Origin of the sequence: Streptomyces sp. NBC_01351, from assembly GCF_036237315.1 — a bacterium.
Taxonomy (GTDB): Bacteria; Actinomycetota; Actinomycetes; order Streptomycetales; family Streptomycetaceae; genus Streptomyces.
Window position 1 is genome coordinate 1,501,203 of the sequence record NZ_CP108356.1, and the last position, 13,815, is coordinate 1,515,017.

The 13,815-nt window shown below is 69.6% G+C and carries 11 protein-coding genes; 9 read left to right on the forward strand and 2 right to left on the reverse strand.

Annotation, left to right across the window (positions count from 1 at the left end):
- The first annotated feature begins 212 nt into the window (after positions 1 to 212).
- From OG625_RS07015 to pssA, 9 genes are all read left to right on the forward strand, one after another.
- On the forward strand, positions 213 to 2,012 hold the full coding sequence (locus OG625_RS07015) for a 3-hydroxyacyl-CoA dehydrogenase family protein (protein WP_329377390.1): 1,800 nt from the start codon (positions 213 to 215) through the stop codon (positions 2,010 to 2,012).
- Between the two features lie 163 nt (positions 2,013 to 2,175).
- Positions 2,176 to 2,988 carry a TetR family transcriptional regulator gene (locus OG625_RS07020; protein WP_329377392.1) on the forward strand — a complete coding sequence of 271 codons (813 nt, stop codon included), beginning with the start codon at positions 2,176 to 2,178 and terminating at the stop codon, positions 2,986 to 2,988.
- Between the two features lie 393 nt (positions 2,989 to 3,381).
- Positions 3,382 to 4,719 carry a crotonyl-CoA carboxylase/reductase gene (gene ccrA / locus OG625_RS07025; protein ID WP_329377394.1) on the forward strand — a complete coding sequence of 446 codons (1,338 nt, stop codon included), beginning with the start codon at positions 3,382 to 3,384 and terminating at the stop codon, positions 4,717 to 4,719.
- Positions 4,720 to 4,759: 40 nt separating this feature from the next.
- Positions 4,760 to 6,829, forward strand: a complete 2,070-nt coding sequence (locus OG625_RS07030; protein WP_329377396.1) for a protein meaA — start codon at positions 4,760 to 4,762, stop codon at positions 6,827 to 6,829.
- Complete coding sequence (locus OG625_RS07035; protein WP_215146713.1) at positions 6,826 to 7,800, forward strand: HpcH/HpaI aldolase/citrate lyase family protein; 975 nt, start codon at positions 6,826 to 6,828, stop codon at positions 7,798 to 7,800. Before OG625_RS07030 ends, OG625_RS07035 begins: the two co-directional genes overlap by 4 nt.
- Before the next feature lie 5 nt (positions 7,801 to 7,805).
- Positions 7,806 to 8,318, forward strand: coding sequence for a MaoC family dehydratase (locus OG625_RS07040; RefSeq protein WP_053681718.1), 513 nt, complete (start codon positions 7,806 to 7,808; stop codon positions 8,316 to 8,318).
- Positions 8,319 to 8,320: 2 nt separating this feature from the next.
- Positions 8,321 to 9,526, forward strand: a complete 1,206-nt coding sequence (locus tag OG625_RS07045) for an acyl-CoA dehydrogenase family protein (protein WP_329377399.1) — start codon at positions 8,321 to 8,323, stop codon at positions 9,524 to 9,526.
- Between the two features lie 186 nt (positions 9,527 to 9,712).
- A complete protein-coding gene (locus tag OG625_RS07050; RefSeq protein WP_030010161.1) occupies positions 9,713 to 10,369 on the forward strand; it encodes a phosphatidylserine decarboxylase in 657 nt (218 codons plus the stop codon).
- A 67-nt stretch (positions 10,370 to 10,436) separates the two neighbouring features.
- Positions 10,437 to 11,219, forward strand: a complete 783-nt coding sequence (gene pssA, locus OG625_RS07055) for a CDP-diacylglycerol--serine O-phosphatidyltransferase (RefSeq protein ID WP_384366238.1) — start codon at positions 10,437 to 10,439, stop codon at positions 11,217 to 11,219.
- Between the two features lie 176 nt (positions 11,220 to 11,395).
- Here pssA and OG625_RS07060 read toward each other — a convergent pair whose 3' ends face one another.
- Positions 11,396 to 12,673 (reverse strand): ABC transporter substrate-binding protein, encoded by a 1,278-nt coding sequence (locus OG625_RS07060; RefSeq protein WP_329377403.1) that lies wholly within the window; start codon positions 12,671 to 12,673, stop codon positions 11,396 to 11,398.
- Complete coding sequence (locus tag OG625_RS07065) at positions 12,673 to 13,713, reverse strand: branched-chain amino acid ABC transporter permease (protein WP_329390486.1); 1,041 nt, start codon at positions 13,711 to 13,713, stop codon at positions 12,673 to 12,675. Before OG625_RS07065 ends, OG625_RS07060 begins: the two co-directional genes overlap by 1 nt.
- Positions 13,714 to 13,815: the final 102 nt, after the last annotated feature.

Here is a 13,815-nt window from a genome sequence, read left to right on the forward strand (position 1 = left end):
AGTACGACTTCACGGCGTGACCCCGGGACAGGGTTCCGCCGCTTCCGCCCTCCGGGCCCGCCCCCACCGGGCGCCTGCCCCCGGGCTTCTTCCCACGGCATTTCGCACCGTCACCCCCGCGCCGCCTCCGTGCGCGCCGGGACACGGCATCCGCGCGCAGTGTGCGCCGCGCGCGCCCCTCAGTCGTCACCCTCTTCCACTGGAGTCCCTCGATGGACCGTCCGTCCAGTCAGTCCGCCCTCCAGACCATCGCCGTCGTCGGCCTCGGCACGATGGGCACCGGCATCGCCGAGGTCCTCGTCCGTGCCGGCCGCGAGGTCATCGGCATCGACACCAGCGAGACCGCCGCCCGCCGGGCCGTGGACTCCCTCGCCGCGGCCACCGCGCGCTCCGTCACCAAGGAGCGGCTCACCGAGCAGGAGCGGTCGGACGTGCTCGCCCGCTTCCGCACCTACTCCGACCTGGCCGCGGCCGCCGACGCCGACCTCGTCATCGAGGTCGTCCCGGAGAGCTACGAGCTCAAGCAGCAGGTGTTCCGCGAGCTCGACGCCATCGTGCGGCCCGACACGATCCTGGCCACCGGCACCAACGCCCTGTCGGTGACCCGCATGGCCGCCGAGTCGCAGCGGCCCGAGCGCGTGCTGGGCCTGCACTTCTTCAACCCGGCGCCGGCGATGAAGCTGGTCGAGGTCGTCTCCTGCGTGCTGACCGCCCCGCCGGCCGTCGAGGCGGTCACCGCGCTGGCCCGCGAGCTGGGCAAGGAGCCCGTGTCTGTCGGCGACCGGCCCGGTTTCGTCGCCGACGGCCTGCTCTTCGGCTACCTCAACCAGGCCGCCGCCATGTACGAGTCGAAGTACGCCTCCCGCGAGGACATCGACGCGGCGATGCGGCTCGGCTGCGGCCTGCCCATGGGCCCGCTCGCGCTGCTCGACCTGATCGGCGTGGACACCGCCCGCACCGTCCTGGAGGCCATGTACGCCTCCTCCGGCGACCGGCTGCACGCCCCGGCCCCGATCCTGGGGCAGCTCTCCGAGGCGGGCCTGACCGGGCAGAAGGCCGGGCGCGGCTTCTACACGTACGAGGCTCCGGGCAGCTCCGCGGTGGTCCGTGACGCGCAGACCCCGGCGGACGGGGCCCGCCTCGGCGAGGGCCGTCCGGTCTCCTCGGTCGGCGTGGCCGGTTCGGGCACGATGGCGAGCGGGATCGCGCAGGTCTTCGCGCAAGCCGGCTTCCAGGTGGTGCTGGCCGCCCGCAGCCAGGAGAAGGCGGACGCCGCGAAGGCCGCGATCGGCAAGTCCCTCGGCCGTGCGGTGGCCAAGGGGCGGCTGACCGAGGAGGGCGCCGCGCAGACCCTCGGCCTGATCACCCCGGCCGGTTCGCTGGACGCCTTCGCCCAGGTGGACCTGGCCGTGGAGGCCGTCGCCGAGGACCTGGCGGTCAAGCAGGAGCTGTTCGCGGCCCTGGACAAGGTCTGCAAGCCGGGTGCGGTGCTGGCCACCACCACCTCCTCGCTGCCGGTGATCGCGGTCGCCCGCGTGACCTCGCGCCCGCAGGACGTGATCGGCATGCACTTCTTCAACCCGGCGCCGGCGATGAAGCTGGTCGAGGTCGTCCGGACCGTGCTGACGGCCGACGACGTGCACGCCACGGTCCGCGAGATCTGCACCAAGGTGCGCAAGCACCCGGTGGACTGCGGGGACCGGGCCGGTTTCATCGTGAACGCGCTGCTGTTCCCGTACCTCAACAACGCGATCAAGATGGTCGAGCAGCACTACGCCGGCATCGACCAGATCGACGCGGCGATGAAGCTGGGCGGCGGCTACCCGATGGGGCCCTTCGAGCTCCTCGACGTGGTCGGGCTCGACGTGTCGCTGGCCATCGAGAAGGTCCTCCACAAGGAGTTCCGCGACCCGGGCCTGGCCCCGTCCCCGCTGCTGGAGCACCTGGTGGCGGCGGGCTGCCTGGGCCGGAAGACCGGTCGCGGATTCCGTGAGTACGCCGCCCGCCGGTAATCGGTCGGGCCACGAGCCGGATGCGTGGGGAGGGCTGCTCGGGTCCGCCGGACCCTCACAGCGGACACACCCTCCCGAGCCCAGTGCGGGCTCTCCCCCGCATCCACCCCCCTCCCACCCCCCGCAGGCGCGCTCCCCTGCACGAATGAAGTACTTTCGCTCTATGTCCCAGCCCGCCAAGACCTCACCCCGTGCCGCCACGGCATCCGACGCGCCGGAGAGCGCGGCCGGCACCAAGGCGGCCGCGCAGCGGCTCAAGATGCGCCGCGAGCTCGCCGCGGCGGCCATGGAGCTGTTCGCGACCAAGGGGTACGAGGCGACGACGGTCGACGAGATCGCCGCGACCGCCGGGGTGGCCCGCCGGACCTTCTTCCGGCACTTCCGTTCCAAGGAAGAGGCGATCTTCCCCGATCACGACGACACCCTGACCCGCGCCGAGGCCGTCCTCGACGTGGCCCCGGCGCACGAGCACCCGCTCGACACGGTGTGCCGCGGGATCAAGGAAGTCATGAAGATGTACGCCGCCTCGCCGGCGGTGTCGGTGGAGCGCTACCGGCTGACCCGTGAGGTGCCGGCGCTGCGGGAGCGGGAGATCGCCTCGGTGGCCCGCTACGAGCGGCTGTTCACCCGCTACCTGCTGGCCCACTTCGACGAGACCGACCACCACGACGGCAACGACGATCCGCTGCTGGCCGAGGTGGCCGCCTCCGCGGTGGTGACCGCCCACAACCACGTGCTGCGGCGCTGGCTGCGTGCGGGCGGCCAGGGGGACGTGGAGGCGCAGCTGGACCACGCCTTCTCCATCGTCCGCAAGACCTTCGGCAGCGGCATCGGCGCCGGCCGCACCCTGACCGCCGCGCCGCCCGCCCCGGCGGAGGTGCGCACGCAGGGCGAGGTGCTCGTGGCGGTGGCGCGGACCGACGCTCCGCTGGACGAGGTCATGCGGACCATCGAAGAGGCCCTGCGCAACAAGTAGCGACACACGCGTGGCGACTCTCGTCACATTGGCCGCCCCCGGTAACGGGGGCGGCCTTTTGCTTTGTCCGGCTTGCCCCTACTCACGGGTAACTCTGATCGATCATCGCTCATCCGCGCAGGTCAATCGGCAAATGAGAGAAAGTTTTGGCACCCGGTGCCTTGCTGAGTGACACGGGGTGCCATACGTTGAATCTCGTCCGGACGTCCCCGCGGTCCACGCCCACTCGGCACGAACCGCGCCCCGGATGCCTGCGTCACCAGGCCACCGCACGCCCCACCACAGGCGTCGCCGCACCACCGCACCAGCCGGACCGACGGCACACCCACACCGCTTTACGCACCCCCCGCTCACCTCAGCGCACCCTCATCAGCGCTAGCCGGAGGCTCTACCGTGAAGGACATCCTGGACGCGATTCAGTCGCAGTCCGCCACCGCCGCAGACATCGCGGCCCTGCCGCTGCCCGACTCGTACCGCGCGATCACCGTGCACAAGGACGAGGCGGAAATGTTCGCGGGGCTGACGACACGCGAGAAGGACCCGCGCAAGTCCCTTCACCTGGACCAGGTCCCGGTGCCGGAACTGGGCCCGGGCGAGGCCCTCGTGGCCGTCATGGCCTCCTCGGTCAACTACAACTCCGTGTGGACCTCGATCTTCGAGCCGGTCTCCACCTTCAGCTTCCTGGAGCGCTACGGGCGCCTGTCGGAGCTCACCAAGCGCCACGACCTCCCGTACCACGTCATCGGCTCCGACCTCGCGGGCGTCGTGCTGCGCACCGGCCCCGGCGTGAACGCCTGGAAGCCGGGCGACGAGGTCGTCGCGCACTGCCTCTCGGTCGAGCTGGAGTCCTCCGACGGCCACAACGACACGATGCTCGACCCCGAGCAGCGCATCTGGGGCTTCGAGACCAACTTCGGCGGCCTGGCGGAGATCGCGCTGGTCAAGTCGAACCAGCTGATGCCCAAGCCCGACCACCTGAGCTGGGAGGAGGCCGCCTCCCCCGGTCTGGTCAACTCCACCGCGTACCGCCAGCTGGTCTCCCGCAACGGCGCCGGCATGAAGCAGGGCGACAACGTCCTGATCTGGGGCGCCAGCGGTGGCCTCGGCTCCTACGCCACCCAGTTCGCGCTGGCCGGCGGCGCCAACCCGATCTGCGTGGTCTCCAGCGCGCAGAAGGCGGACATCTGCCGCGCTATGGGCGCGACCGCGATCATCGACCGCAGCGCCGAGGGCTACAAGTTCTGGAAGGACGAGCACACCCAGGACCCGAAGGAGTGGAAGCGCTTCGGCAAGCGCATCCGCGAGCTGACCGGCGGCGAGGACGTGGACATCGTCTTCGAGCACCCGGGCCGCGAGACCTTCGGCGCCTCGGTCTACGTCACCCGCAAGGGCGGCACGATCGTCACCTGCGCCTCGACCTCGGGCTACAACCACGAGTACGACAACCGCTACCTGTGGATGTCCCTCAAGAAGATCGTCGGCTCGCACTTCGCCAACTACCGCGAGGCGTGGGAGGCCAACCGCCTGGTCGCCAAGGGCAAGATCCACCCCACCCTGTCGAAGGTCTACTCCCTGGAGGAGACCGGCCAGGCCGCCTACGACGTCCACCGCAACCTGCACCAGGGCAAGGTCGGCGTCCTCGCGCTGGCCCCCGAGGAGGGTCTGGGCGTGCGCGACCACGAGATGCGTGCGACGCACCTCGACGCGATCAACCGCTTCCGCAACGTCTGAACCGTCTGAGTCCGTTCAAAGGCCTAAGGGACAGCCTGAGATGACAGAGCGCCAGAAGGACCGTCCGTGGCTCATGCGGACGTACGCCGGCCACTCCACGGCCGAGGCGTCGAACGAGCTGTACCGCCGCAACCTCGCCAAGGGCCAGACCGGCCTGTCGGTCGCGTTCGACCTCCCGACGCAGACCGGCTACGACCCCGACCACGTCCTCGCCCGCGGCGAGGTCGGCCGGGTCGGGGTCCCGGTCTCCCACCTGGGCGACATGCGGCGGCTGTTCCAGGACATACCCCTGGAGCAGATGAACACCTCGATGACGATCAACGCCACCGCCATGTGGCTGCTGGCGCTCTACCAGGTGGCCGCCGAGGAGCAGGGGGCGGACATCTCCCAGCTCCAGGGCACCACGCAGAACGACATCGTCAAGGAGTACCTCTCGCGCGGGACGCACGTCTTCCCGCCCGGGCCCTCGCTCCGCCTGACGACGGACATGATCGCGTACACGGTCAACCACATCCCCAAGTGGAACCCGATCAACATCTGCAGCTACCACCTGCAGGAGGCCGGGGCCACCCCGGTCCAGGAGATCTCGTACGCGATGTCCACCGCGATCGCCGTCCTCGACTCGGTGCGGGACTCGGGCCAGGTGCCCGAGGAGCGTTTCGGCGAGGTCGTCGCCCGGATCTCCTTCTTCGTGAACGCGGGCGTCCGCTTCATCGAGGAGATGTGCAAGATGCGCGCCTTCGGCCGCATCTGGGACAAGGTCACCCGCGAGCGCTACGGCATCGAGAACGAGAAGCAGCGCCGCTTCCGCTACGGCGTCCAGGTCAACTCGCTCGGCCTGACCGAGGCGCAGCCGGAGAACAACGTCCAGCGCATCGTGCTGGAGATGCTCGCGGTCACCCTCTCCAAGGACGCCCGCGCCCGCGCCGTGCAGCTGCCCGCCTGGAACGAGGCGCTGGGCCTGCCCCGACCCTGGGACCAGCAGTGGTCGCTGCGCATCCAGCAGGTCCTGGCGCACGAGAGCGACCTGCTGGAGTACGAGGACATCTTCGCCGGATCCACCGTCATCGAGGCCAAAGTCGACTCCCTGGTCGCCGACTGCCTGGCCGAGATCGACCGGATCCAGGAGATGGGCGGCGCGATGGCCGCCGTCGAGTCCGGGTACCTCAAGGGCGAGCTGGTCTCCTCGCACGCCGAGCGCCGCGCCCGCATCGAGGCCGGCGAGGACAAGATCGTCGGCGTGAACTGCTTCCAGCAGACCGAGGAGAACCCGCTCACCTCGGACCTGGACGGCGCCATCATGACGGTGGACCCGGCGGTGGAGGCGTTCACCGTCGAGCGCATCGGCCGCTGGCGGGCCGAGCGTCAGGAGTCCTCGGACCGGCAGGGGAACGGCGACCCGTTCGTCTTCCCCACCACCCAGCAGGCCCTGGAGCGCCTCAAGGAGGCCGCGGCCGGCACGGAGAACCTGATGGAGGCCACCCTGGAGTGCGCCCGCGCCGGTGTCACCACCGGCGAGTGGTCCAGTGCGCTGCGCGAGGTGTTCGGCGAGTTCCGCGCCCCGACCGGGGTCTCCTCGGCGCCGGTGGCGGTCACCGCCGAGCCCGGTACGCCGATGCACGAGGTCCGCGCGAAGGTGGCCCGTACGGCCGACGAGCTCGGCTCGGGCCGGCTGCGCCTGCTGGTCGGCAAGCCCGGCCTGGACGGGCACTCCAACGGCGCCGAGCAGATCGCCGTGCGGGCCCGCGACGCGGGCTTCGAGGTGGTCTACCAGGGCATCCGGCTGACACCCGAGGAGATCTCCTCGGCGGCACTGGCCGAGGACGTGCACTGCGTGGGACTGTCCATCCTGTCCGGATCCCACAGCGCACTCGTCCCGGATGTCCTCGAACGCCTGCGCGCGGCGGGGGCGGGTGACATTCCCGTCATCGTCGGAGGCATCATTCCGAACGCGGATGCCGTGACACTCAAGGCGGCCGGAGTCGCGGCCGTCTTCACGCCGAAGGACTTCGGCATCACGGAGATCATCGGCCGTATCGTCGACGAGATCCGCAAAGCCAACAAGCTCGCCCCTCTCGAAATCCTTGCAAGCACGGAGGTCCCCGCATGACCACGCCTGTCCACCCGGTGAACCGTCTTCGCCCGCGCCGCTCCTGCCTCGCGGTGCCCGGTTCGAACCCGCGGTTCCTTGAGAAGGCCCAGGGCCTGCCGGCCGACCAGGTCTTCCTCGACCTGGAGGACGCCTGCGCGCCGCTCGCCAAGGAAGGCGCCCGCCACACCATCGTGGACGCGCTGAACAACGGCGACTGGACGGGCAAGACCCGGGTCGTGCGCGTCAACGACTGGACCACCCACTGGACGTACCGCGACGTGATCACGGTCGTCGAGGGCGCCGGCCAGAACCTCGACTGCATCATGCTGCCGAAGGTCCAGGACGCCCAGCAGGTCGTGGCCCTGGACCTCCTCCTGACCCAGATCGAGAAGACCATGGGCTTCGAGGTCGGCAAGATCGGCATCGAGGCGCAGATCGAGAACGCCAAGGGCCTGGTCAACGTCGACGAGATCGCCGCCGCCTCGCCGCGGCTGGAGACCATCATCTTCGGCCCGGCCGACTTCATGGCCTCGATCAACATGAAGTCCCTGGTCGTGGGCATGCAGCCGCCCGGCTACGGTGCGGACGCCTACCACTACATCCTGATGCGGATCCTGATGGCGGCCCGCATGCACAACCTCCAGGCGATCGACGGCCCCTTCCTCCAGATCCGCGACGTGGACGCCTACCGCGAGGTGGCCGGCCGGGCGGCGGCGCTGGGCTTCGACGGCAAGTGGGTGCTGCACCCCGGCCAGGTCGACGCGGCCAACGAGGTCTTCTCCCCCTCGCAGGAGGACTACGACCACTCCGAGCTGATCCTCGACGCCTACGACTGGTGCACCTCGGAGGCCGGCGGCAAGAAGGGCTCCGCGATGCTCGGCGACGAGATGATCGACGAGGCCAGCCGCAAGATGGCCCTGGTCATCGCGGGCAAGGGACGCGCCGCCGGCATGCAGCGCACCAGCAAGTTCGAGATCCCGGAGGCCTGAGCACCATGCAGTTCGGACGCACGTACGAAGAGTTCGAGATCGGCGCGGTCTACAAGCACTGGCCCGGGAAGACGGTCACCGAGTACGACGACCACCTGTTCTGTCTGCTGACCATGAACCACCACCCGCTCCACATGGACAGCAACTACGCGGAGAACACGACCGACTTCGGCAAGAACGTCGTCGTGGGCAACTACATCTACTCGCTGCTGCTGGGCATGTCCGTGCCGGACGTCTCCGGGAAGGCCATCGCCAACCTGGAGATCGAGTCCCTGCGGCACGTGGCGCCGACCTTCCACGGCGACACGATCTACGGCGAGACCACGGTCCTCGACAAGACCCCGTCGAAGTCGAAGAACGACCGCGGCATCGTCTACGTGGAGACCAAGGGCTACAAGCAGGACGGCACCCTCGTCTGCGTCTTCCGGCGCAAGGTGATGGTCCCGACCGAGACGTACATCAAGGAGCGCGGCGGCGAGCAGCCCGGCCGCCCCACGCTGAAGGAACAGGGGAAGTAGCCATGGCCCGACTCGCCCAGACCGCCGGGCTGACCGACGTCCAGCGGGAGATCCTCAAGACCGTCCGCGAATTCGTCGACAAGGAGATCATCCCGGTCGCGACCGAGCTGGAGCACCGCGACGAGTACCCGCAGGACATCGTCGACGGCCTCAAGGAGCTCGGCCTCTTCGGCCTGATGATCCCGGAGGAGTACGGCGGCCTCGGCGAGTCGCTCCTCACCTACGCACTGTGCGTGGAGGAGATAGCCCGCGGCTGGATGTCCGTCTCGGGCATCATCAACACGCACTTCATCGTCGCGTACATGCTCAAGCAGCACGGCACGCAGGAGCAGAAGGACCACTTCCTCCCGCGCATGGCGCTGGGCGAGGTGCGCGGCGCGTTCTCCATGTCCGAGCCGGGGCTGGGCTCCGATGTGTCGGCCATCACCTCGAAGGCGGTGAAGGACGGCGACGAGTACGTCCTGAACGGCCAGAAGATGTGGCTGACGAACGGCGGAACCTCGACGCTCGTGGCCGTTCTCGTGCGAAGTGACGAAGGACACCCGGAGGGCACCGCGCCCCACAAGTCGATGACGACCTTCCTCGTCGAGAAGGAGCCCGGCTTCGGTGAGGTCCGTCCGGGCCTGACCATCCCGGGCAAGATCGACAAGATGGGTTACAAGGGCGTCGACACGACCGAACTCATCATGGACGGACTGCGCATTCCGGCCAATCGGGTCCTCGGGGGCGAGACGGGCCGAGGGTTTTACCAAATGATGGACGGGGTCGAGGTCGGCCGCGTGAACGTGGCGGCGCGTGGCTGCGGCGTCGCTCAGCGTGCGTTCGAGCTGGGTGTCTCTTATGCCCAGCAACGTCACACTTTCGGCAAAGCCATCGCCGAACACCAGGCCATCCAGTTCAAGCTGGCCGAGATGGCTACCAAGGTCGAAGCCGCCCATGCGATGATGGTCAATGCAGCACGCAAAAAGGACTCCGGGGAACGAAACGACCTCGAAGCAGGGATGGCGAAGTACCTCGCCTCCGAGTACTGCAAGGAGGTCGTCGAGGACGCCTTCCGCATCCACGGTGGATACGGGTTCTCGAAGGAGTACGAGATCGAGCGTCTCTACCGGGAGGCTCCGATGCTGCTGATCGGTGAAGGTACTGCCGAGATCCAGAAAATGATCATCGGGCGACGCCTGCTCGAGGAGTACCGACTCCAGGGCTGAAAGTACCCTTTGCGGCGAATCATCCATTGATTCGCCGCAGAGGGGTCACTTGCAGTCACTGGCCGACGGCCATCGACTCGGCTTCTGGCTTGCCCAGTTGTTGCGCGCAACCGATAGCATTCCAGTAAAGCCGCCGTCCCGTCCCCCCGTTTGCGGCGCGGCAATCACCCGCTACGAAGGTCATCCATGCCCCACAGCCAAACCTCTGCACCTCGCGACAGCCTCCTTGGCGTACGCCTCGCGCGCGGAGCATCGCCGTGGCTTCTGCCGACCGTCGCCACCGCGGCACTCAGCCTCACCCGGGCCCGCAAGTCCGGACGCTGGGCCGCGGCGGCCGTGCCCGCCACCGCGCTCGCCGCGGGCATGCTGTGGTTCTTCCGCGACCCCGAGCGCGAGATCGCCCAGGGCCGTGTCATCTCGCCCGCCGACGGTGTGGTGCAGAGCATCATGCCGTGGAAGGACGGGCGGACCCGGGTCGCGATCTTCATGAGCCCGTTGAACGTCCACGTCAACCGCGCGCCCCTCGCGGGCACGGTGACGTCCGTGGAGCACATCCCCGGCGGATTCGTTCCCGCGTTCAACAAGGAGAGCGAGAACAACGAGCGCGTTGTCTGGCACTTCGACACCGAGCTCGGTGACATCGAGATGGTGCAGATCGCCGGCGCCGTCGCGCGACGCATCGTCCCGTACCTGCCGGCCGGCACCAAGGTGGAGCAGGGCGAACGCATCGGTCTGATCCGCTTCGGGTCCCGCGTCGACATCTACCTCCCCGAGGGTGTCGAGGTCGCGGTCGAGGTCGGTCAGGCCACCACCGCGGGGGTGACCCGAATTGACCGTGACTGACCCTGAGACTCCTGCCGCCGGCTGGGTTCCGGAGTCCGCCGCCGAGGAAGAGTCGACCGAGGACGACATGCCGCTCTCGCTGCGGCTGTCGATAGCGGACACCCTCACCCTCGGCAACGCGACCTGCGGATTCATGGCGGTGTACTTCACCACCACCGGAATCCTCATCCCGCACCTCACCGGCAGCGGCGAATCGGGCATGGCCCGGCACAGCGCGGCGACCGCGGTGATACTGATGCTGCTCGCGGCGGTCTTCGACCTCTTCGACGGGATCGTGGCCCGCAAGCTGCGCAGCTCGCCGATGGGCGCCGAGCTGGACAACCTGTCCGACCTGATCAGCTTCGGCCTCGCGCCGGCGTACTTCGTGCTGGTCTACGGCATGGTCGCCGACGACGCGCACCAGAAGATGTCGGCGCTCGCCGCGATCGTGGTGTTGCTGGCCGTGGTGCTCAGACTCGCGAGATTCAGCTGCGTGACGATGAAGGACGGCATGTTCCAGGGCATGCCGAGCCCCTTCGGCGCGCTGACGGTCGTCTCGATCGTGCTGCTGGAGCTGCCGTTCGTCCCGACGCTGCTGGCGATCATCGGCGTGGCCTGGCTGATGGTGAGCCGGGTCGAGTACCCCAAGCCGCGGGGTGTCCTCGCGGTGGCGATGCTCAGCTGGATCGTCGGTGCGATGGGTCTGCTGGCGGCGTGGGCGTTCGACGCGCCGGGCGGTCAGCTGCTGCTCCAGACGGGCTGCGCGCTGCAGATCGCCCTGGCGGCGACGATTCCGCTGTTCGCGACGACGCGGAGGGCGAACACCTTCCGGCACAACCGTCGTGAGGCCCGAGCCACGACGCTGCGCTAGCTGTACGAGAAGGGCCCCCGGATGCCGATGGCGTCCGGGGGCCCTTCTGTGTTCCGGCTGCGGATCCGCTGCCGGGGCTCCGCCCCGGACCCCCGCTCCTCAAGCGCCGGAGGGGCTGAAAATGCCCCTGCCGGGGCGGGGAGGTGCCCCGGCAGGGGCGGAGCGGCTGAACCCCCTCAGCCGGCCGGAGTGAAGGCCTGCGCCGCAGGGGCCACCGCGGCTTCCTTGATGACCTTCAGGCCGCCCGGGGTCTGGGCGTCGGGCTTCATGATCACGCTTTGGCGGGTGGACGGGGACTTCGGGTCGGAGAAGTCGTGGGTGATGCCGAAGCCGCCGTCGTACGACTTCAGGCTCAGCAGGGCCTTGGTGACGCCCTCGCGGGTGAGGTCCTTGTCCGTGCAGGCCTTCTTCAGGGCCTCTCCGTAGACCCCGGCGGCCGTGTAACCGGCCACCACGCCGTTGTCGAGGCCCGCGTCCGGGTAGGCCTCCTTGTAGGCCTTGGCCAGGGCTGCCGGGCCCGCGGCGGTGGAGCCGATCGGCAGGGTGGACGCCGCGACGTAGTAGTCCTTCTGCAGGGCCGCGCCCGCCGGGGTGGCGAGCAGCTGCGGGGCGTAGGCGGAGTTGTTGCCGACCACGGGGACGTTCCAGCCGCCCGCCGCGGCGACGCCGACCAGCGAGGCCGCCTGCTTGGGTCCGGCGCTGATCACCACGGCCTTGACCCCGGCCTGCTTGAGGGCGGCCACCTGCGCGGACATGTCGTTGTCGGTGGGCTTGATCTTCTGCTCGACGATCGTGAGCCCGGCCTCCTTGGCCGCGTGCTTGGCCCCGGCGAGGGAGTTCTCGCCGTAGTCCCCCTCGAAGTACACGTGTCCGATCTTGTCGCCGGAGGCGATGCGCTTCTCGTCGAGGAGGTAGCCGATGGCGTTGACCGTCTCGATGTCGTACGTGGCCCCGATCGTGCGGATGGAGGCGCTGCCCAGCAGCGAGGCCGACCAGGCCTGCGGGATGACCAGGCCCTTGTCCTGACCGTCGATGCGGCCCTTGGCCGCGGCGACGAAGGGCGACCCGATGAACTGGGCGAAGCCCAGCACGTCCGGCTCCAGCTCGGTGTATCCGGCCAGGGCCTTCTGCGGGTCGTAGCCGTGGTCGCGGACCGTGAGCTCCAGCTGGCGGCCGCAGATGCCTCCCGCGGCGTTCGTCTGCTTGATCCAGAGCTGCTGGGCCTGGGTGACGCTCTTGCCGAGGGAGGCGTAGACGCCCGTCATGTCGGTGAGGGCGCCGAGCTTGATGCTGGTGGCGGTGACCCCCTTGCCGGTCTTGACGCCTCCCTCGCTCGGCTTGTCGTCGCCGGAACTCTTCGCCTTGCTGCTGCACCCGGCGGCGCCGGTGAGGAGGAGCGCGGCCGCGAGGGCCGCCGTACCGAGTCGCGTTCGCTTGTCCGTGCCGGGTCTCATCACGCGGGCTCCTTCGGGGATCGGATCCGGGCGAGGCCGCCCGGGAGGAACAGGACGACGGCGACGACGGCCGCGCCGTAGAGGTACCGGGACGCCTCGCCCGGGGAGAGTCCGCCGGTGCCTGGGGCGGAGACGAGGGGGAGGGCGTCGCTGTAGCGGGTGAGCACCTGGGGCAGGAGGGAGACGAAGGCCGCGCCGATGACGGCTCCGGCGACCGTGCCGAGGCCGCCGATCACGATCATGGCGAGGTATTCGAGGGACAGGACCATGCCGAAGTAGTCGGGCACGGTGCGCTGGAAGACGAGGGCCAGCAGGACGCCCGCCAGACCGGCGTACATGGAGGACAGGACGAACACGGCGGCGCGGTAGCGGGCCACCGGGACGCCCATCACGCCGGCCGCGATGTTGTGGTCGCGGATGGCGTTCATGGCCCGGCCGGGGCGCCCGCGCAGGATGCCGCGGGCGAAGAGGGCGCAGAGCAGGAGGGCCGCGAGGCCCACGTACCAGAGCTTCTCGGTGGAGTGGAAGGGGACGGCGGCGATCACGGACTCGGTGTCGTCGAAGGTGATGCCGAAGAGGGAGAGGGGTTCGACGTCGCGGCCGTTGAAGCCGCCGGTGAGGGAGGTCGCGTTGAACAGCACGTGCTGCCCGATGAAGATCAGCGCGAGGGTGGCGATGCCGAGGTACGCGCCGCGCAGGCGGCCCGCGATGGGGCTGAAGAGCCCGCCGGCGGCTCCCGCCAGGGCCACGGCGAGGACGGCCGCGAGCCAGCTGGGCAGGCCGAGGCCCACCAGCTCGTGGCTGCCGGCGCGCCCGCCGTCCCCGGCGAGGGCGCAGTATCCGTAGGCCCCGACCGCGAGGAAGAAGGCGTGGCCCATGGACAGCTGCCCGGTGGCGCCGGTGAGCAGGTTGAGGCCGATGGCACCGATGCCGGCGGCGATGGCGAACAGGCCGGCCTGCAGCCAGAAGCGTTCCAGGTAGAAGGGCAGGGCCAGCAGGACCGCTCCCCCGGCGGCCCACAGGACGTACCGCGTACGGATACGGGTGCGGGTGGGCGGTGCGGCGGGCGGTGCGGCGGGCGGTGCGGCGCTGCCGGGCACCGCGGTCTCACGTTCGGACACAGCCGCGCTCCTCCGGACCGG